This window comes from Streptomyces hainanensis (assembly GCF_004348415.1).
Taxonomy (GTDB): domain Bacteria; phylum Actinomycetota; class Actinomycetes; order Streptomycetales; family Streptomycetaceae; genus Streptomyces; species Streptomyces hainanensis.
In genome coordinates, this window is record NZ_SMKI01000094.1 from 1 (window position 1) to 19224 (window position 19224).

Here is a 19224-nt window from a genome sequence, read left to right on the forward strand (position 1 = left end):
TGGCAGCGGGGTGGGCGTCGGGTCGGCCCGGAACGACTGGAGGATCAGGGCGGCGAAGCGGCGGGAGGCCGCCGCCGTGGCGGCGGGCGTGGCCGCGCGGATGCCGCCGTTGGCCATCAGCGCCATGATCAGGTCGTCCAGGACGAAGTCCGCCCGCAGCCCGCCCGACTCCTTCGCTCGGCGGACGAGTTCGAGCAGCGGGCCCAACGCCCGCTCGCGGTGGTCGCCGACGGCCCTGGCCCGGCGGAGGTCCGAGGTGAACGCGGCGGTGAAGCCACGGTCGAGGGCGTGTATCGCCATCACCTTCTCGACCAGCAGGCGGAACCCCTCCCAGGGGTCGGCCGCGGCCGAGGCCTCCTGGACGACGGCCGTGCACTGGGCCATCTGCTCGGCGAACGCCGCCGTGAGCAGGTCCTCCTTGGTGGGGAAACGCCGGTAGAGGGTGGCCGCGCCGACCCCGGCCCGGCGGGCGATCTCCCGCATCGGCACGTCGAGGCCGTCGGCCGCGAAGGCCGCGCGGGCCACGGTGAGGATGCGTTCGCGGTTGTCGCGGGCGTCGGACCGCAGTTCCCTGGCCGTTTGCCGCTTCTGGAGCACTTCGCCGGTCATCTCTCCCACTTTAGCTATCCGGACGGGGTGTTCCACTACGGTCCGGACACATGAGAGCTGTTCTGATCACCAGGTACGGGCCGGCCGACACGATGCGGGTCGGCGAGGTCGAGGCACCGCACGCGGGTCCGCGCGAGATCCGGATCCGGGTCGTGGCATCGGGCCTGACGCCGGCCGACACCTATCTGCGCGCCGGCCGGCTGCGCGAGTCGATAGCGCTGCGCCTCCCGCACGTGACCGGCGTGGACGCGGCGGGCGTGGTCGACGAGGTCGGCGCCGGCGTCACCGGTGTCGCGCCGGGCGACGCGGTGTTCGGCCTCACCGATCCGGCGCGGCTCGGCGGCGCCCACGCCGAACACGCCGTCCTGGTGGCCTGGGCCGCCAAGCCGACCGCCTGGAGTTGGGACGAGGCGGGCGGCGCCGCCGGCAATGTCGAGACGGCCACCCGGGTCCTCGACCGGCTGGGCGTCGGCGCCGGCGCCGGCCGGACGGTGCTGGTCCACGGGGCGGCGGGCGGGGTGGGCACCGTCGCCGTCCAGCTCGCCGCGGCGCGCGGTGCCACCGTCGTCGGCACGGCGAGCGAGGGCAACCACGACCTGCTGCGGTCGCTCGGCGCGGCCCCCACCACGTACGGCCCCGGGCTGGCCGAACGGGTCGGGGCGTTGGCGCCGGGCGGGGTGGACGCGGTTCTCGACTGCGCCGGCGGCACCCTGCCCGAGCTGATCGGCATCGCCGGCGACGCGGCCCGGGTGGTGACCATCGCCGACCTCGACGCGGCGGCCCACGGCGTGCACCTGTCGCACAGCGCCCCGGTGACGGAGATGGACGGGGCGGCCGTGGGCGACGCCGATCCGATGGCCGTGCACGGGCTGCGGGCCGCGGCGGCGCTCGCCGCCGAGGGCCGGTTGCGGGTGCCGGTGGCGGCGACCTTCCCGCTGGCCGAGGCGGCGGCCGCCCACGAACTCAGCGAGAGCCGGCACGCCAGGGGGAAGATCGTGCTGCGGGCCGGCCCCGACGCCTGAGCCCGGGCCCGGGGGTCACCCCGCCGCCGTGTCCGCCGCCGCCCGGAACCGCACGTCGTGCTCGGAGGGGTCGAGGTGCGGCAGGAACAGCACCGCGTCGAAGTCGTCGAGCGCGTCCGGGTCGAGCGGGAAGTAGGCGAAGTACTCGGTGGCGCGCCTGACCGGGTCGGCGACCCCGGCCATCAGTTCGGCCACCTCGGCGGCGGGGACCAGCCGGGGAGCCGGGCCGCCGGCTGCCAGCAGGCGGCCCTCCACGGTGTCGGCCGGCGGCTCCCCGATCCCGAGGTGCGGTGCCGAGCCGATCGCGATCGCGATGGTGACGTACCCGGGGCCGAGGGCGCGGGCGAGGTGGGCGCCGGCCGGGCTCCACCACAGGTCCGTCCCGCCCATCCGCATCCACGCGGTGCCGCGCCGCAGGTGCTGGTTGCTGGCGAAGGCCAGCACCGGGCCGTGGTCGTGGTCGCGGGCGGCGAGCGCGTCGAGGTTGGCCGCCATCATCGCGTCGCGGATCCCGATGGCGTTGGTCAGCCGCTCGTGGTGGTCGGTCCCGGCCAGGACGGCGTGGTAGCCGAGCAGGCCGGCGGCGGTGCGGGCGGCGAGCTCGGCGTCGAACAGCGCCTCCGCCATGCCGTCCCCGCCCTGGGCCGCGAGGCGGGGGACGGTCGAGGTGAGCAGCCAGCGGAGGTCGTCGGTGATCGCGCGCAGCTCGCGGGCCTCGGCCGAACCGCCCACGGCCCGCGCCGGGTCGTACATGACGTCGGGGTTGGTCCACCGGTCGTCGTCGCCGAGCAGCGCGTCGATCCGACTCCAGGGGTGCGGCGCGGTGGGGAGGTGCGCGGTCAGGAAGGCGTGCAGGGACCACAGGGCGGCCCGGGGGCTCTCGGCGCCGGTGATCTCGGTCGGCGCGTCGAAGCCGGCGAACCGCACCTGCCCGGTCAGCGGCCGCTCGTGGTTGTGCGCGCCGAGCCACTCCACCAGCGCGCGGTTTCCGGCCCAGGCCCCCCAGCCGTGGGTGATGCCGTCCGCCAGCACCTGGTCGAGGCTCCCGTCGCCGCCGCGGACGTGGTCGTCGACCAGGTGGCCCGCGAGGCAGTCGGACTCCAGGGCCACGCAGCGGGTCCGCCGCTGTGCGACGAGCCCGTGGAGCAGCTCGTTGCGGAGGCGCAGGAAGGTGTCCACGCCGTGCACCGGCTCGCCGAGCCCCAGCACCCGGGGCGGGTGGGGCCGCTCGTCCAGGAACCGCGCGATGGCCGGGTATATCAACTCATCGGTTGCCATGGCTTCCACGCTATCGTTGACCAAACGGTTGAAGGTTGGCGTGGAAAAGGCCGGTGACCTCGGTGAAAACCTTCAACCTGCGGGAGAGGCGGGGGTGTCGGTGAGGCCGGTGGACCTGGCTCGGCCGCACGGTCTGTCGGGCCAGGCGGTCCGCAACTACGAGGCGGCCGGCGTCCTGCCGCCCGCCGAGCGGACCGCGTCCGGTTACCGGCGCTACACGCCGCGGCACGCCGCCGCGTTGCGGGCCTTCCTCGCCCTGGTCCCGGCGCACGGCCACGCGTCGGCGCGGGAGATCATGACGCTGGTCAACGCCGACCGGGCCGTCGAGGCGTTGACCGTCGTCGACCACGGCCATGCCGAGCTGCTGACCGACCGGCACACGCTGGACGCGATCGAGCTGGCGCTCCGGGAGCTGGCCCCGGGGCCCGGCGGGCGGCCGCCGCCTCACCCGACCACGATCGGCGCGCTGGCGCACCGGCTGGGCCTCCGCCCCGCCACCCTGCGGCGGTGGGAGCGGGCCGGTCTGCTGCGCCCGGCGCGGGATCCCGCCACCGGCTACCGGGTCTACGCGCCGGGCGACGTGCGGGACGCGCACCTGGTTCACCAACTGCGGCGCAGCGGCTACCTTCTCCCCCAGATCGCGCCGCTGCTCGCCGAGTTGCGCGACGCCCCGTCCGCCGCCTCGGCCGCGGCGGCGATCGCCGAACGCCGCGACCGTCTGCACTTCCGCGCCCTCGCCATGCTCCGCGCCTCCGCCGAGCTGGGCCGCTATCTGGAGGACCGCGCCACGCCGGCGTGAGCCGGTCGGCCAACCCGCCGCGTAGGTACGGGCCTTCGAGCCGCTCGGGCCGACAGGCCGTCTTGGCAAAGCTCTGGCGAGAATCTGCCAACGCCCCCTGGACACCGCCCAGTCGATGCGAGATAACGGGTACATACAGTATTCGTCGACTGTATGCAATAAACCATGGCCCCGACCATCGCGTCGAACGAAGGGACGGAACTGGTCATGCCCAAGGACACCCCGGACACCTCGGAACAGCTCATATCAGGTGGGCACCTGGTCGCCAAGGCCCTCAAGAACGAGGGTGTGGACGTCATCTACACCCTCTGCGGCGGCCACATCATCGACATCTACGACGGCTGCGTCGACGAGGGCATCGACGTCATCGACGTGCGGCACGAGCAGGTCGCCGCGCACGCCGCGGACGGACACGCCCGGATCACCGGGAAGCCGGGCTGCGCGGTGGTCACCGCGGGCCCCGGCACCACGGACGCGGTCACCGGCGTGGCCAACGCGTTCCGGGCCGAGAGCCCGATGTTGCTGATCGGTGGTCAGGGCGCCCACAGCCAGCACAAGATGGGCTCGCTCCAGGACCTGCCCCATGTCGACATGATGACCCCCATCACCAAGTTCGCCGCCACCGTGCCGGTCACGGAACGCGTGGCCGACCTGGTGTCGATGGCCTTCCGCGAGTGCTACCACGGCGCCCCAGGGCCGTCGTTCCTGGAGATCCCGCGCGACGTGCTGGATGCCAGGGTGCCGGTCGAGAAGGCCCGGATCCCCAAGGCCGGCGGCTACCGCGCCTCCACCAGGACCGCCGGCGACCCGGCCGCCGTGGAGCGGCTGGCCGACCTGCTGGTGCACGCGGAGAAGCCAGCCATCCTGCTCGGCAGCCAGGTGTGGACCTCGCGGGCCACCCAGCCGTCGATCGACCTGGTCAGGCAGCTCAACCTGCCGGCCTACATGAACGGCGCGGGCCGCGGCACCCTGCCGCCGGGCGACCCGAACCACTTCCAGCTCTCCCGGCGGCACGCGTTCACCAACGCCGACGTCATCGTCATCGTCGGCACCCCGTTCGACTTCCGGATGGGCTACGGCAAGCGCCTCTCCCCCGCCGCGACCGTGGTCCAGATCGACCTCGACTACCGGACGGTCGGCAAGAACCGCGACGTCGACCTCGGCATCGTCGGCGACCCCGGGCTGATCCTGGCCGCCGTGGCCGAGTCCGCCACCGGCCGGCTCAACGGCGGCGGCTCGCGCCGCAAGGAGTGGCTGGACGAGCTGCGCGCCGTGGAGGCCAAGGCCATCGAGAAGCGGCTGCCGCAACTGCGCTCCGACGCCTCGCCGATCCACCCGTACCGGCTGGTCAGCGAGATCAACGACTTCCTCACCGAGGACTCCATCTACATCGGCGACGGCGGCGACATCGTCACCTTCTCCGGGCAGGTGGTGCAGCCGAGGACGCCGGGCCACTGGATGGACCCGGGCCCGCTCGGCACGCTCGGCGTCGGCATCCCGTTCGTGATGGCCGCCAAACACGCCCGCCCCGAGGCCGAGGTGGTGGCGCTCTTCGGCGACGGCGCGTTCTCGCTCACCGGCTGGGACTTCGAGACGCTGGTCCGCTTCGACCTGCCCTTCGTCGGCATCGTCGGCAACAACTCCTCGATGAACCAGATCCGTTACGGCCAGAAGGCCAAGTACGGCGACGCCCGCGAACGGATCGGCAACACGTTGGGCGACGTGCCGTTCGACCAGTTCGCCAGGATGCTCGGCGGCTACGGCGAGGAGGTCAGGGACCCGGCGGACATCAGGCCGGCGCTGGAGCGCGCCCGCGAGTCCGGCAAGCCGTCGCTGATCAACGTCTGGGTGGACCCGGACGCCTACGCCCCGGGAACCATGAACCAGACCATGTACAAGTGAGGAGGCCGACGATGGCCAAGGCACTCGAAGGCGTACGGATCCTGGACATGACGCACGTCCAGTCCGGCCCTTCAGCAACCCAGATGCTCGCCTGGCTCGGCGCCGACGTGGTCAAGCTGGAGGCCCTCACGGGCGACATCACCCGGCAGCAGCTGCGCGACCTGCCCGACGTCGACAGCCTCTACTTCACGATGCTCAACTGCAACAAGCGCAGCATCACCCTCAACCTCAAGTCCCCGCGCGGCAAGGAGCTGTTGACCGAGCTGATCGGCCGCTTCGACGTGCTGGTGGAGAACTTCGGCCCCGGTGCGCTCGACCGGCTCGGCTTCTCCTGGGAGCGGATCAGGGAGATCAACCCGCGCCTCGTCTACGCCAGCATCAAGGGCTTCGGCGAGGGCCCGTACACCAGGTTCAAGGCGTACGAGGTGGTGGCCCAGGCGATGGGCGGCTCGATGTCGACCACCGGCTTCGAGGACGGCCCGCCGCTGGCCACCGGAGCGCAGATCGGCGACTCGGGCACCGGCGTCCACTGCGTGGCCGCCATCCTGGCCGCCCTCTACCAGCGGCACGACACCGGGCGCGGCCAGCGGGTCAACGTGGCCATGCAGCACGCCGTGCTGAACCTCTGCCGGGTCAAGCTCCGCGACCAACAGCGGCTGTCGCACGGCCCGTTGGCCGAGTACCCGAACAGGGACTTCGGCACCGAGGTGCCGCGCTCCGGCAACGCCTCGGGCGGCGGGCAGCCCGGCTGGGCGGTCAGGTGCGCGCCCGGCGGCCCCAACGACTACGTCTACGTGATCGTGCAGCCGGTCGGCTGGGCGCCGATCACCGAGCTGATCGGCCGCCCCGAGCTCAGGGACGATCCGGAGTGGGCCACCCCGGCGGCCCGGCTGCCGAAGCTGGCCAAGATGTTCCAGCTGATCGAGGAGTGGTCGAGCACCCTGCCCAAGTGGGAGGTGCTGGAGCGGCTGAACGCGCACAACATCCCCTGCGGCCCGATCCTCTCCACCGAGGAGATCATCGCCGACCGCAGCCTGGCCGACAACGAGATGATCGTCGAGGTCGACCACCCGCAGCGCGGCCGGTTCACCACGGTCGGCAGCCCGCTGAAGCTCTCCGACTCCCCCGTCGACGTCGAGCGCTCCCCGCTGCTCGGCGAGCACAACGAGGACGTCTACCGCGGCGAACTCGGCCTGGACGACGAGGAGTTCCGGCTCCTCGCGGCGAATGGAGTGATCTGACCGATGACCACCGAGACCACGGAGACCGGGGAGCCGGACGCATCGGTGTCGCCGGATCCGCACGCGCGGCAGGCCGTTCGCGACCTGCTCGACGCGGTGCGCGCCGAGGGCCGGACCGTCCTCACCGCCCCCGAGGGCAAGCTGATCACGGACGCCTACGGGATCGCCACACCGGCCGAGGGGGTGGCCGAGACCGCCGACGCGGCCGTCGCGCTGGCCGACCGGATCGGCTTCCCTGTGGTGCTCAAGATCGTCTCCCCCGACATCTCCCACAAGAGCGACGCGGGCGGCGTGCTGGTGGACGTGATCGACGGCGCCGAGGTGCGGAAGGGGTTCGCCACCGTCGTGGCGAACGCCAGGGCCTACGACCCGGAGGCCAGGATCGCCGGCGTCCAGGTCCAGCGGATGCTGCCGCCGGGACAGGAGGTCATCGTCGGCGCGGTGACCGACCCGACGTTCGGCAAGGTGGTGGCGTTCGGGCTCGGCGGCGTGCTGGTCGAGGTGCTGAAGGACATCACCTTCCGGCTCGCCCCGGCCACCCGCGCGGACGCGCTGTCGATGCTCGACGGCATCGGCGCGGCCGAGGTGCTGCGCGGGGTGCGGGGCGCGCCGCCGGTGGACCGGGAGGCCCTCGCCGGGCAGATCGTCCGGGTCTCCCGGCTGGTCGACGACTTCCCCGAGATCGCCGAGGTGGACCTCAACCCGGTGATCGCCACGCCGACGGGCGCGGTGGTGGCGGACGTGCGGATCGTGCTGGCCGGCGAGGCGCCGCGGCAGCGCCGCAGGTACTCGCGGGAGGCCATCCTGTCCACCATGCGGCGGCTGATGAAGCCGCGGGCGGTGGCGGTGATCGGCGCCTCGGCGGAGCGCGGCAAGATCGGCAACTCCGTGATGCGCAACCTCATCGACGGCGGCTTCGCGGGCGACATCTTCCCGGTGCACCCGAGGGCCGACGACATCGAGGGCCGCAAGGCGTACCGCAGCGTGCTGGACATCTCGGCCGAGGTGGACGTGGCGGTCTTCGCGATCCCGGCGAAGTTCGTGCCGGCCGCGTTGGAGGAGGTGGGCCGCAAGGGCATCCCCAACGCGGTGCTGATCCCCTCCGGCTTCGCCGAGACGGGCGAAGTGGAGCTCCAGGAGCGGGTGGTGGCCATCGCCGAGGAGCACGGTGTGCGGCTCCTCGGCCCCAACATCTACGGCTACTACTCCACCTGGCAGGACCTGTGCGCCACCTTCTGCACCCCCTATGACGTCAAGGGCGGGGTGGCGCTGACCTCGCAGAGCGGCGGCATCGGCATGGCGATCCTCGGGTTCGCCCGCACCACCAACACCGGTGTCTCCGCGATCGTCGGGCTCGGCAACAAGTCGGACCTGGACGAGGACGACCTGCTCACCTACTTCGGGGAGGACGAGAACACCGACTGCATCGCGATGCACCTGGAGGACCTCAAGGACGGCCGGGCCTTCGTCGAGGCGGCCAGGGCGACCGTGCCCAGGAAGCCGATCGTGGTCCTCAAGGCCGGTCGCACCGCGCTCGGCGCCCGTGCCGCCGGCTCCCACACGGGAGCGCTGGCGGGCGACGACGCGGTCTACGACGACATCCTGCGGCAGGCGGGCGTGGTCCGCGCGCCCGGCCTGGCGGACATGTTGGAGTACGCCAGGGCGCTGCCGGTGCTGCCGGCGCCCAAGGGCGACAACGTCGTCATCATCACCGGCGCGGGCGGCTCGGGCGTGCTGCTGTCCGACGCGGTGGTGGACAACGGACTGAGCCTGATGACGATCCCGCCCGACCTGGACGAGGCGTTCCGCAGGTTCATCCCGCCCTTCGGGGCAGCGGGCAACCCGGTGGACATCACCGGCGGCGAGCCGCCGTCCACCTACGAGGCCACCATCAGGCTCGGCCTCGAGGACCCGCGCATCCACGCCCTGGTCCTGGGCTACTGGCACACCATCGTCACCCCGCCCATGGTCTTCGCGGAGTTGACGGCCCGGGTGGTCGGCGAGTTCAGGGACCGGGGGATCACCAAGCCCGTCGTGGCGTCGCTCGCCGGAGACACGGAGGTGGAGGCGGCCTCCGCCTACCTCTTCGAGCGCGGCGTCGTCGCCTATCCGTACACCACGGAGAAGCCCGTGGCCGCGCTGGGTGCCAAGTACCAGTGGGCGCGGGCGGCGGGGCTGCTGCCGCCCCAGGGGTCCACCCCCTCGGGCTGACGGCGGGGGCCTGTCTGTCGATTCGCGGCGGGCTCGCCGCGAATCGACAGACAGGCCCGGGCACTACCTCAGCATGCCGGCCCCCCACGCGCGCCACGCGCGGGGGAGCCGGCGGCGAAGAGAACCGGACAGGGGGCGCTGACCAGACTCTTCGGACGCGAGGGAATCGTTATGAGCACAGCGAACGCGCCGGCGACGGCGCGATTCCGCGAAGTGACGGACGCCAACGGGCGGGTCTACCGGGTCGGCGAGTCCGACCGGGACATCATGGGCCGGCCGCGTTGGACGATGGTGCTGCTGCCGTGGATCGCCATGATGGGCATCAGCATCTGCGAGTACGCTTTCGGCGCGGCCGAGGACACACTGCACGACGCGCACGGCTGGTCCTCGACCAACATCTTCTGGCTGCTGAGCGTCTGGGTGTTCTTCCAGGCCGCGGTGGCCTTCCCCGTGGGGCAGTTGCGGGAGAGCGAGAAGCTGTCTGCCCGCTCCGCGATGCTCCTCGGGGCACTCGGCGCCTTCCTGGGCTTCCTGGCGCTGAGCCACGCGCCCAACGTGTTCTGGGCGTATCTCGGCTTCGGCTTCTTCGGCGGCTCGGGTGCCGGCTTCGTCTACGCGACCAGCGTGAACATGGTGGGCAAGTGGTACCCGGAACGGAAGGGCGGCAAGACCGGCTTCGTCAACGGCGGTTTCGCCTACGGCGCGGTGCCCTTCGTGTTCATCTTCACCTCGTACATGGACGCCGACAACTACACCGTGGTGCTCGACTGGGTGGGCGTGTACGCGCTGCTCGTGGTGGGCGTCTCCGGGCTGTTCTTCAAGGACCCGCCGAAGAACTGGTGGCCCGAGAGCGTGGACCCGCTGCAGAAGCACACCGACGAGAGGACGGCCAGGGCGCTGCGGAAGAACCCGCCGGCGGTGCGGCAGTACACCCCGGCGGAGGCCAGGCGCACGCCGGTGCTCTACCTGATGTGGTTCTGCCTGCTGTGCACGGCGGGCGTGAACATCTTCGGCATCGCCTTCCAGGTGCCGTTCGGCGACGACATGGGCTTCGCGGGCGGCATCGTGGCCACCGCGATGTCGCTCAAGGCCATCGTCAACGGCACCGGGCGCGGCGTCATCGGCTGGATATCCGACCTCTACGGCCGGCGCCAGACCCTGACGTTCGTCTGCGTGGTGCTCGGCCTCGCGCAGTTCGGCGTGTTGTGGTCGGGATCCATCGGCAACATGCCGTTGTTCCTGTTCTTCTCGATGATCTCCGGCTTCGGCGGCGGTGCGATCTTCCCGCTGTTCGCCGCGATGACCGCGGACTTCTTCGGGGAGAACCACAACGCCACCAACTACGGGATGGTGTACAGCTCGAAGCTGGTCAGCGGCCTGCTGGGCTCCGGCATGGGCGCCGTGGTGATCGCGGCCTGGGACTACGAGGGCGCGTTCATCCTGGCCGGCTCGATCGGACTGTTCTCCGCCGTGCTCTCCGTGACACTGCGGCAGCCAGGCGGGCCGGAGAAGCAACGGCTCCGGGACATCTCGCCCAACCCCCAGCCCATCAGCCGGGACGTGGAGGGGGCCGAGCTCACCGAGCCGGTGCCCGAGGAGGTCAGGAGGATCTGAGTTCATGGTAGGAACGCCGGGTGTGCTCGGTGTGCTGGCGCATGATCCGGGTGGCGCGCTCACCGTCCCCGTCCCTGAGGGCGGCGATGAGCTCGCGGTGCTCGATCCACGACGCCATGCCGCGCTGCCGCGCGACGGGCGCGTAGTACCAGCGCACCCGGCGGCCCACCTGCCCGATCAGTTCGGCCAGCACGGCGTTGGCCGCGATCTCCAACACGGCGGCGTGGAAGCGGGTGTTGAGCTCTATGACGCTCTCCACGTCCGCCGCGCGGGCGGCGGCCTCGCCGTGGTCGCACAGTTCCTCGAGGGTGGCGATGCCCTCGGTGTCGGCCCGCCCGGCGGCCAGCCGGGCGGCCTCGGCCTCCAGCAGGGTGCGGACGGTGAGCAGCTGGTCGGCCTCCTCGTCGGTCGGCTCGTGCACGAACGCGCCCTGGGCGGGCCGCAGATCGACCCAGCCCTCGGTGCTGAGCCGTTGCAGCGCCTCGCGCACGGGCTGCCGGCTCACGCCGAGGTGGGTGGCCAACTCGCTCTCCACCAGGTGCTGTCCTGGGCGGAGCGCCCGGGTCGTGATGAGCTCGAGCAGGGTCTCGTACACCCGCTCGCGCAGCGGGCCGGGCCGCTCGAGCCGCGGGACGGTGCCCTGTGTGAGGCCCTTGGACAGCATCGCCGCATCCCTCCCGAAGGCCAGCGAACCGACCACGCTTCCCGATTGCATTTCGTCTACAGGATCCTGTGACTCAAGGGTACGAGGGTGACGCACCTCACGGGTCGGGACGGACGCGTGATCTGCTTCACATGCGCACGCTTCACTCGCACTTTCTGAATACCGTAGACGCTTTTCGCGGCCGATCAGGTTGGCTTCGGAAGGCGACTCCCCAGATCGTGTACGCGGCCGGGGGCGCCTGAGTGCGCCGCTTCCCCGTCCACGCACACCGGAGGGGGCCGGACGGCGGGTTGCGCCCCCTGCGCCGTCCGGCCCCCGTCAACTCCCCGCACGCGCACGCGGAATGGGGGAGCCGGGTCCCGGCGATGTCGCGCTGGTCAACGAGGCGGGCTCGGCCGCCCCCGCGCCGGTGCGTCAACTCGTCATGGGCAGGAAGGGTTGACGCCCGGCACGGCGACCAACGCGGCCGGGACCCGGCCGCCGCCCTGGGGCCTGAGGGCCCAGGACGCTATCGATGTGGTGCTGGCGCCGCCGGTGCTGGCGCCGGCCCGCCGCGGAAACCGTGTCGAGGCCCGCCGTCATCGGGCCGGACGGGGCTCCGCGCGGGTCCGAACGGCCCTGCGGGGCCCGGGGCTAGAGCCCGTAGCGGCTGCGCAGGTGCCGCCAGAAGTCCCGGGACATCCACCGGTCGAACTCGGTGATCTGGGTCGCGCTGCCGGCCCGCATCAGGAAGTTGCTGACCCCGGTGGGCGTCCAGTCGTAGAAGTCGTCGAGCCCCAGGGTGTGCCCCATCTCATGGAGCAATATATGGATGTTGTCCTGGTTGACGGCGCCCATGTAGTACTCGCGGCCCATGCGTTGGCCCCAGTCGCCGCCGGCGCCGCCGCCGAAGCCGTCGGTCAGCCACAGTGACTGGTCGAAGTGGCGTGCCGCGCCACCGGGGCACTGGGAGTAGTTGCCGTCCTGGTGGTAGAAGCGGTCGCACGCCGGCGCGCAGCGCGGGGCGCCGGCGCCGTCCAGGTTGCCGATGTAGAGGTCGACCGAGTTGTCGTTCCACTGCAGGAGCGAGCGGTCCCGAGCGGCCCAGCCGACGACCTGCACCGGCACCGAGGCGTAGGGGAAGTTCCCCCAGCCGCGCAGGCCCTCGAACCACTTGGACCACTGCCGCTGGATCGACGCGTTGATCTGGTCGCGCATCTGCGTCGTCACCGGGGTGTTGGACTCCCAGCGGACGCAGTACTGGAGCCGGCCGCCGTTGGCCATCAGCTGGTCCCAGCCGTAGTTGCGGAAGCCGAGCAGGTTGCCGTAGGTGCTTTCCATGTGGCGCCAGACCTCGTCCAGACCCTGGGCGTACTGGGTCGGCGGGGTCCAGTCGGGCGACGGGTGGTCGGCCTGCCGGTTCGCGGCCGCCGAGGGGCTGGCGAACACCGCGGCGACGACCATCGTCAGCGCCGCGACCAGGCCCGACCGCCATAAGCGGCGGAGGCGGGCACGGGTGCGTCGTGGCATGCGTGTTCCTCTCTGTGAGGTGGGGGTGTACGGCCGTCTGTGAGTGGTCGCCGAGGGGGCAAAGGGTTGCCTTCCACTTGCCCGCGGTCCGCGGGGTACCCGGGCCGGCCGCGCTGCGCTGGCAGGGCCCGCGCCCCCGTGTCAGCCTGGGCTGGGGCCCCAGGGGCCCCTGGGCACCGCCCGCCAGCGGAACCGGCGCAGAGGGAACCAGCCATGGGTACACCGAACGGCAGGCCGAACATCGTGATCGTCGGCGGCGGCTTCGCCGGCGTCGAGTGCGCCCGGCGCCTCGAACGCCGGCTGCGCGTCGACGAGGCGGCGGTCACCCTGATCAGCCCCACCGACTACCAGCTCTACCTGCCGCTGCTGCCGCACGTGGCGGCCGGCGTGGTCACCCCGCAGTCGGTCGCCCCCTCGCTGCGCCGGATCCTGCGCCGCACCGACCTGGTGCCGGGACGGGCGATCGGCGTCGACCCGCGCGCCCGGATCGTCGTGGTCCGGAAGATCACCGGCGACACGGTGGACGTCCCCTACGACCACCTGGTGCTCAGCCCCGGCAGCGTCACCCGGTCCTTCGACATCCCGGGGCTGCGGGAGAACGCCCGTGGCATGAAGACGCTCGCCCAGGCGGCCTTCCTGCGCGACCACGTCATCGCCCAGCTGGACCTCGCGGCCGCCACCACGGACGAGGCGGAGCGGGCCGCCAGGCTCCAGTTCGTGGTGGTCGGCGGCGGGTACGCGGGCACCGAGACGCTGGCCGGGCTGCAACGCGTCACCGCCGCGGCCGTCCGGCGCTACTTCCCCCGGCTCAACGGCGACCTGATCCGCTGGCACCTGGTCGACGTCGCCCCCAAGCTGCTGCCCGAACTGGGCGACAAGCTGGGCGCCGACGCGCTGCGGCTGCTGCGGGAACGCGGGGTGCACGTCTCGCTCGGCACCACGGTCCAGGCCGTCACCCCGGAGGCGATCACCCTCACCGACGGACGCATCCTGCCCTCGCGCACCCTGGTCTGGACGGCCGGGGTGGCCGCCAGCCCGCTGGTCGACTCGCTCGGCTGCGAGACCGTGCGCGGCCGGATCGCCGCCAACCCCGACTTCACCGTGCCGGGGCTCGGCGGGGTGCTGGCGCTCGGCGACGCGGCCGCCGTGCCCGACCTGGTCAAGGGCGACGGCGCGGTCTGCGTCCCCACGGCGCAGCACGCGGCCCGGCAGGGCCGGCACGCCGCCGAGAACCTGACGGCGCGACTCCGCGGCCGCCCGCTCACCCCCTACCGGCACCGGGACCTCGGCCTGGTCGTCGACCTCGGCGGCCGGGAGGCGGTGTCCAAGCCGCTCGGCATCCAACTCACCGGCGCGCCCGCCCAGCTGGTCGCTCGCGGCTACCATCTCGCGACGCTGCCGACCGGCGCGGCCAGGTTCCGCACCGGCGCCAACTGGCTGCTCAACGCGGCGTTCGGCGACGACTTCGTACGCATCGGCTTCCTCGGCGAACACTCCGGCACGGTCCGCGAGTTCGAGCAGACCGACGCCTACCTCAGCCCCGCCGAGGTCCGGGCCCGCACCCGCCACTGACCGCCGGGCGCGGCTTCTTCCCGGCACCTCCATGAGGTGTCCACGATCACCTCCCCCATAATGCGCGGGTGAGCGATCGCCCCTTCCTGCCGCTGCCGTCCGGCCACATACCCGACGGCACCCGCGACTGGCGCGCCGGCGACGCGCGCCGCTGGCTCGACGCCGGCCCCGCCCGCTGGTCGCGCCCGTGGTGGGCCGTGCTCGCCCTGCTGGCGACCTGCTTCTGGGCCATCGCGAGCACTCCGGTGCCGGTGTGCTCGGAGTCAACGCCCTGCGGCCCCGCGTGGACGGGGACCTGGCTGGCCGGGCTCGCGCTGCTCCAGCTGTACTGGGTGTGGCGGCTGCCCGACCTGGCCCGGCTGACGCTGGCGCCGGCCGGCCTGCTCTGCGTGCTCTCCGACGCGGCGCTGGGGAGGGCGGAGGGACCGGCCCGCGTCGCGGTGCTGCTCGCCCTCGGCTTCGCGCTGCTCGGCACGATCCACCGGGTGGCCGCCCACCACCGGCAGCAGCGGCTCGCGTTGGACGTCGCGGGTCCCGCCAGGCACGCCCTGCCGCCGGAGGCCGCCGGGTTCGGCCGGGGGCGTCTCTCCCTCGCCGTGGGCTCGGTGTTGCTCGCCGCCGGGGCGCTGGCCGGCTGGCAGGGCGCGCGCGAGGTGGCCGACGACGAGGCGCGCGCCGACCGCGCCACCGTGCTGCGCGCCGAGGTCGCCCGGCAGGACGAGGACGGGAGCGAGATCGCCGTCCTGCTGCCCGGCGAGGAGGAGGAGCGCGTCGTCGAGGCGTACGCCGAGGACTACCCGGTGGGCTCCGAGGTCGCGGTGCTGGTCGACGGCGACCGGCTGGGGCTGGTGGCCGAGCCCTACGACGCCTTCGGCTGGCAGACCCTGATGCTGCTGCTCGGGGTGCCGGGTCTCGCCTTCCTCGGCAACGGGCTCGACGGCCGGCTGCGCGCCCACGGGCTGCGCGCGGCGCCGCTGCCCACCCTGCGGGTGCTGGTGGCCGAGAGCCGGGAGAACGGACGCACCGTGGTCTACGCGGTCGACGACCCCGCCCTCGCCCGGCCGGTCCTGTCCTTCACCTCGCTCGCGGTGCCGGCGGACACGGACGACGTGGACGAGGGGCACGAGGGGTCCGAGGGGGAGTCGTCGGAGGAGCGGCGGGCGGCCGCCAGGGCCGCGCTGGAGGACGCCGCAGCGATCCTGAAGGGCGAGGACGAGGTGCCGCCGGTGCGTGAGGGCGTGCTCTACGGCGCCCCCCGGCCCGGCGGCGAACTCGCCCTCGTCGCCGACGCCTTCGGCGAGCCGATGCTGGAGCTCTCCACCAGCCCGGTCCGGCCGGCCAGGGAGGACACCGGGGACCGTGGCAGGAGCCCCCAGCCGCGCCCGCGTCGCTCGCGGCGGCGGGCCGGCGTCGTCGACGCGAGCGCCGCCGAGGCGGCGGCCGCCCGGCTCGGCCCGAGCACCGAGCCGTTGAGCTGGTCGGCCGGCGCGGTCTCCCGGGGCGTGGGGTTCTTCCTGCTCTTCGCCCAGCTCGGCATGGTCATCACGGTGTTGTCCGACGGCCCAGGTCTCTCCTGGGTGCTGCTGCTCGGCCTGCCCGTCTTCGTCGGCGCCTCCGCCACCGCGCTCTGCTGGCGGATCACCGCCGACCGGCAGGGCCTGTGGGTGACGGGCGCCTGGCGGGTGCGGCACATCCCCTGGGAGCGGCTGACGACCGTGCGGCACGAGGGGGACGACATCCGCTTCGGCGTCGGCAACGACCCGGCGATCGCGCTCAGCTTCACCGGCGCCGCCTGGCTGGAGCGGCGGCTCGGCCACCGGCCGCGCGCCGTGCGGGCCGTCGAGGAGATCCGCGCCCTGCACCGCGGGCCGGAGCTGCGGCCGGCGCGTGACGCGCGGCCGGCCGACCACGGGGCCCCGATCGGCCCCGTGGTGCTCGGCGTGATCGTGCTCGCCTGGGTGACGCAGCTGCTGCTGGGCTGACCGGTCGCCGCCTCAGCGGGCGGCGGCCGCGCCGTGCGCCTGGCGGAGCGCGCCGGCGAAGGTCTCGACCGGCTGGGCGCCGGAGACCCCGTAGGCGCCGCCGAGTACGAAGAACGGCACGCCGCTGATGCCGAAGCGCCGGGCCTGCTGGAAGTCGGCCTCGACCTCGGCGGCGTAGCCGTCGCCGGCCAGCATGCCCCGGATCTCGTCCTCCGGGACGCCGACCTCGGCGCCGAGCCTGACGAGGGTGTCGTGGTCGTCGACGGTCTCGCCCTCACCGAGGTGGGCGGCGAGCAGCCGCTCGTGCATCGCGTCGCCGAGCCCGTGCGCGGCGCCCAGGTGGGCGAGCCGGTGGGCGTCGAGCGTGTTGACGGAGATCGCGCGGTCCAGCCGGTAGCTCAGCCCCTCGGCGGCGGCCAGGTCGGTCACCCGCTGGGTCATCTCGCGCACCTGGGCCGGGGCGGCGCCGGTCTTCCTGGCCAGCGTCTCGCTGGTCGGCTCGCGCAGCCCCGCCGGGTGGGAGGGGTCGAGCTGGAAGCTGTGCCAGCGCACCTCGACGTCGTCGGCGTGCTCGAAGGACGCGAGGGCGCGCTCCAGGCGGCGCTTCCCTATCCAGCACCAGGGGCATACGACGTCCGACCAGATGTCGATCACCAGCGCGCTCACAGGTGGCACACCCCGTCCTGGCAGACCGGCGCGGTGTCCGAGCCGACGATGACGAGGGCCGGCGCCCCGGCGTCCGGCACGTCCGCCGCCGGCCGGGCGCCCGCCGCTTCGGCGGCCCCGGCGGGCGGTGTGGTGGTCTCCTGGGGTGGAGAGGTCGACATGGTGACTCCCGCGGCCGATGGTTACTTCTCGTGCGTAACCCCGACCCGGGAGTACGTATTCCCCGGTCTCCCCCACCGCCGGGGCGGCCTGGGGACCCCGGGGAACACGTCCGTGGCCGTCAGGCGTAGGGGTCGAACGGGACGCCGGCCGGCAGGGCCCGCTCCAGGTGGGAGGCGAAGGCGCTGTCCCTGAGGCCGAAGGAGGCGGAGCCGAAGTCGGCCTGGCTCAGCCGGTCGCGCAGCCCCGCCGGGTAGCCGTTCCACCCGACGAGCGGCGGGTACTGCCACGTCCCCTCGTGGTTCTCCGGCGGCTCGTCGTTGGTGTTGGCCGGGCGGAAGCAGTGGGTGCTGATGCCGTCCTTGTGGTAGACGACCTTGGGGTGGGTGCCGTCCCAGCGGATCTGGTCGCCGCGGTAGATGTCGAACTGTCCGTGGGCCGAGGTGGCGACGTACCTGGCCTGGTCGTTCTGCACCCACACGACGACGTGCTCCCAGTCGTGCCGGTGTCCGCCGAGGCCGCTGCCGGCCACGGCCTGGTCCTTCTCGAAGTAGAGGCCGTACATCACGGCGCACCAGCCGTTGTCGCACTTGGTGCGCGAGTACGCGTTGGTGTTGTCGAGGTCCCAGGCGTCGCGGCACTGGCCGTTGAGGGCGCCGCTCGGGTTGAGGCCGCCGTTGAGGGTGCCGTCGGGGCCGATGGCCGGGGTGGGGTAGCAGCCGTCGGTGTCGTAGTCGAAGGCCGGCTGCCAGGTCCGCTCCAGCGCGTCCGCGTTGGCGGGCAACGCGGTCGGCGGGTCCGCGAGGGCGATGCCCGGCAGACCGACGACCAGCGCGAGCGCGCCGCCGATGACGACGGCTGCCCGGCGGATCCGCGAACTCGTCTTCATCTGTCCTCCTGTTCGGCGGTGGGGTGGGGACCCACACACCGGACTTGTCATGACCGGACCATCGTCGGGGAGGAGGGCGACGGCGTCGAGTGCCCGCGCGTGTCACCCCGGTGACGGATCGACGAACAGCCGCCGGACCGGGTCGGCCGATGTGATTCAGCCGACAACCGTGCCGCGGGGTGCAACCTTCCCCCCGTCGCGGAGAGTCGTATCCCCGTGACGACGACTCCCCCGCCCTCCTCCCTCGTGCTCCGTGGCGACGACACCACCGCCCACCTCGACGCCGGCTCCGGCCAGGTGAGATGGGAGCGGGACGGACGGGTGGCGCGGATCCCGCTGGCGGCCGTCGACCAGGTCAGGGGCGCCGGCGGCACCGTCGAGGTCGTGCTGACGACGGCGAGCGCCGACCGGCCGGCCGTCGTGTACGCCCTCCACGAGGCCGACGCCACGACGGCGGCCGCCTTCCGGAACGCGGTCGCGGCCCGCCTGCCGGGCCGCACGCCCGGCGAACCGCCCGTCGACGGCCAGGGGTTGGTCAGCACGGTGCCGACCGCCGTCGCGCGGGCCGCGGAACGTGGGCCCGAACTGCTGGTCATGGGCGTGGCGACGGTCGCGGTACTCGCCGCCGTCGACGTGACGGTCGCGGTACGCCGCGACTCCGAGTTCGCGGTCGCGCTGCCGTTCTTCCAGGTCCTGGCGGCCGTCGGGGCGTTCATGGTGGCCGTGGTGGGGCGCGGCCTCCTCGAAAGCCACCGCCTGACGAAGCGTGGCATCACGGTCGTCGCCGAACTCGACCACCACACGGACACCATGAAGGTCTACCGCTACACCGACCTCACGGGCCGGGTACACCACTACGGGGACTCGGTCGGCGGCGAGCGACTGGAGATCAGCTACGACCCCCACGACCCGAGCCGCGCCGCGGCGCGGCTCTCGCCGTACGTCAGGGCCATGATGGCGCTCACCACGCTGACGGGCCTGTGCATGGCCGGCGGCGGAGTCGGCTTCACCTGCTACCAGTTCGCGAGGGCGCTCACCGGCTGACGTTCGCCTGGCCGGCCTTGGCCTGGCCGGCGGGGCGGACCGACGTACCGGGGGGTGCGGGTG

16 protein-coding genes are annotated in these 19224 nt (G+C 73.1%); 9 read left to right on the plus strand and 7 right to left on the minus strand.

Annotation, left to right across the window (positions count from 1 at the left end; genetic code table 11):
• On the minus strand, positions 1 to 609 hold a 609-nt coding region (locus E1283_RS11380), incomplete at its 3' end, for a TetR/AcrR family transcriptional regulator (protein WP_132817847.1).
• A gap of 50 nt (positions 610 to 659) precedes the next feature.
• On the opposite strand from E1283_RS11380, the gene E1283_RS11385 reads away from it, so the two are divergent.
• A complete protein-coding gene (locus E1283_RS11385; RefSeq protein WP_132817848.1) occupies positions 660 to 1631 on the plus strand; it encodes an NADP-dependent oxidoreductase in 972 nt (323 codons plus the stop codon).
• Positions 1632 to 1646: 15 nt separating this feature from the next.
• Here E1283_RS11385 and E1283_RS11390 read toward each other — a convergent pair whose 3' ends face one another.
• A complete protein-coding gene (locus E1283_RS11390) occupies positions 1647 to 2909 on the minus strand; it encodes an erythromycin esterase family protein (protein ID WP_132817849.1) in 1263 nt (420 codons plus the stop codon).
• A 94-nt stretch (positions 2910 to 3003) separates the two neighbouring features.
• On the opposite strand from E1283_RS11390, the gene E1283_RS11395 reads away from it, so the two are divergent.
• The 5 genes from E1283_RS11395 (at position 3004) to E1283_RS11415 (ending at position 10676) form a co-directional block, all read left to right on the plus strand.
• Positions 3004 to 3708: a MerR family transcriptional regulator gene (locus E1283_RS11395; RefSeq protein WP_243744765.1), complete on the plus strand. Its 705-nt coding sequence runs from the start codon at positions 3004 to 3006 to the stop codon at positions 3706 to 3708.
• Between the two features lie 207 nt (positions 3709 to 3915).
• Positions 3916 to 5610 (plus strand): thiamine pyrophosphate-binding protein, encoded by a 1695-nt coding sequence (locus E1283_RS11400; RefSeq protein WP_207930364.1) that lies wholly within the window; start codon positions 3916 to 3918, stop codon positions 5608 to 5610.
• Positions 5611 to 5621: 11 nt separating this feature from the next.
• Positions 5622 to 6851, plus strand: coding sequence for a formyl-CoA transferase (gene frc, locus E1283_RS11405; protein WP_132817852.1), 1230 nt, complete (start codon positions 5622 to 5624; stop codon positions 6849 to 6851).
• 3 nt (positions 6852 to 6854) lie between these two features.
• On the plus strand, positions 6855 to 9062 hold the full coding sequence (locus E1283_RS11410; RefSeq protein WP_132817853.1) for an acetate--CoA ligase family protein: 2208 nt from the start codon (positions 6855 to 6857) through the stop codon (positions 9060 to 9062).
• A gap of 171 nt (positions 9063 to 9233) precedes the next feature.
• Positions 9234 to 10676, plus strand: coding sequence for an OFA family MFS transporter (locus E1283_RS11415; RefSeq protein ID WP_132817854.1), 1443 nt, complete (start codon positions 9234 to 9236; stop codon positions 10674 to 10676).
• Here E1283_RS11415 and E1283_RS11420 read toward each other — a convergent pair.
• Entirely contained in the window at positions 10663 to 11340 is a 678-nt protein-coding gene (locus E1283_RS11420; protein WP_132817855.1) for a GntR family transcriptional regulator, read from the minus strand. The two genes, E1283_RS11415 and E1283_RS11420, sit on opposite strands and share 14 nt — an antisense overlap.
• A gap of 633 nt (positions 11341 to 11973) precedes the next feature.
• Entirely contained in the window at positions 11974 to 12849 is an 876-nt protein-coding gene (locus E1283_RS11425; protein ID WP_132817856.1) for a PepSY domain-containing protein, read from the minus strand.
• Between the two features lie 213 nt (positions 12850 to 13062).
• Between E1283_RS11425 and E1283_RS11430 the strand changes: the two genes are divergently transcribed.
• Positions 13063 to 14421, plus strand: a complete 1359-nt coding sequence (locus E1283_RS11430; protein ID WP_132817857.1) for an NAD(P)/FAD-dependent oxidoreductase — start codon at positions 13063 to 13065, stop codon at positions 14419 to 14421.
• Positions 14422 to 14489: 68 nt separating this feature from the next.
• The gene (locus tag E1283_RS11435; RefSeq protein ID WP_132817858.1) at positions 14490 to 16403 is read left to right on the plus strand and encodes a hypothetical protein; all 1914 of its coding nucleotides are present in this window, start codon (positions 14490 to 14492) and stop codon (positions 16401 to 16403) included.
• A 12-nt stretch (positions 16404 to 16415) separates the two neighbouring features.
• Here the strand turns inward: E1283_RS11435 and E1283_RS11440 are convergent, their stop codons facing one another.
• From E1283_RS11440 to E1283_RS11445, 3 genes are all read right to left on the minus strand, one after another.
• Positions 16416 to 17069: a DsbA family oxidoreductase gene (locus tag E1283_RS11440; protein ID WP_207930363.1), complete on the minus strand. Its 654-nt coding sequence runs from the start codon at positions 17067 to 17069 to the stop codon at positions 16416 to 16418.
• On the minus strand, positions 17066 to 17230 hold the full coding sequence (locus E1283_RS37205) for a hypothetical protein (RefSeq protein ID WP_165956088.1): 165 nt from the start codon (positions 17228 to 17230) through the stop codon (positions 17066 to 17068). Before E1283_RS37205 ends, E1283_RS11440 begins: the two co-directional genes overlap by 4 nt.
• A 119-nt stretch (positions 17231 to 17349) precedes the next feature.
• Positions 17350 to 18117 (minus strand): NPP1 family protein, encoded by a 768-nt coding sequence (locus tag E1283_RS11445; protein WP_132817859.1) that lies wholly within the window; start codon positions 18115 to 18117, stop codon positions 17350 to 17352.
• Positions 18118 to 18333: 216 nt separating this feature from the next.
• Between E1283_RS11445 and E1283_RS11450 the strand changes: the two genes are divergently transcribed.
• Positions 18334 to 19161, plus strand: a complete 828-nt coding sequence (locus E1283_RS11450) for a DUF3592 domain-containing protein (protein ID WP_243744766.1) — start codon at positions 18334 to 18336, stop codon at positions 19159 to 19161.
• The last annotated feature ends 63 nt before the right edge of the window (positions 19162 to 19224 follow it).

Coding starts and splice junctions, on each gene's coding strand:
- E1283_RS11385 (WP_132817848.1), top strand. CDS start 660: ATGAGAGCTGTTCTGATCACCAGGTACGGGCCGGCCGACACGATGCGG.
- E1283_RS11390 (WP_132817849.1), bottom strand. CDS start 2,909: ATGGCAACCGATGAGTTGATATACCCGGCCATCGCGCGGTTCCTGGAC.
- E1283_RS11400 (WP_207930364.1), top strand. CDS start 3,916: ATGCCCAAGGACACCCCGGACACCTCGGAACAGCTCATATCAGGTGGG.
- frc (WP_132817852.1), top strand. CDS start 5,622: ATGGCCAAGGCACTCGAAGGCGTACGGATCCTGGACATGACGCACGTC.
- E1283_RS11410 (WP_132817853.1), top strand. CDS start 6,855: ATGACCACCGAGACCACGGAGACCGGGGAGCCGGACGCATCGGTGTCG.
- E1283_RS11415 (WP_132817854.1), top strand. CDS start 9,234: ATGAGCACAGCGAACGCGCCGGCGACGGCGCGATTCCGCGAAGTGACG.
- E1283_RS11420 (WP_132817855.1), bottom strand. CDS start 11,340: ATGCTGTCCAAGGGCCTCACACAGGGCACCGTCCCGCGGCTCGAGCGG.
- E1283_RS11425 (WP_132817856.1), bottom strand. CDS start 12,849: ATGCCACGACGCACCCGTGCCCGCCTCCGCCGCTTATGGCGGTCGGGC.
- E1283_RS11430 (WP_132817857.1), top strand. CDS start 13,063: ATGGGTACACCGAACGGCAGGCCGAACATCGTGATCGTCGGCGGCGGC.
- E1283_RS37205 (WP_165956088.1), bottom strand. CDS start 17,230: ATGTCGACCTCTCCACCCCAGGAGACCACCACACCGCCCGCCGGGGCC.
- E1283_RS11445 (WP_132817859.1), bottom strand. CDS start 18,117: ATGAAGACGAGTTCGCGGATCCGCCGGGCAGCCGTCGTCATCGGCGGC.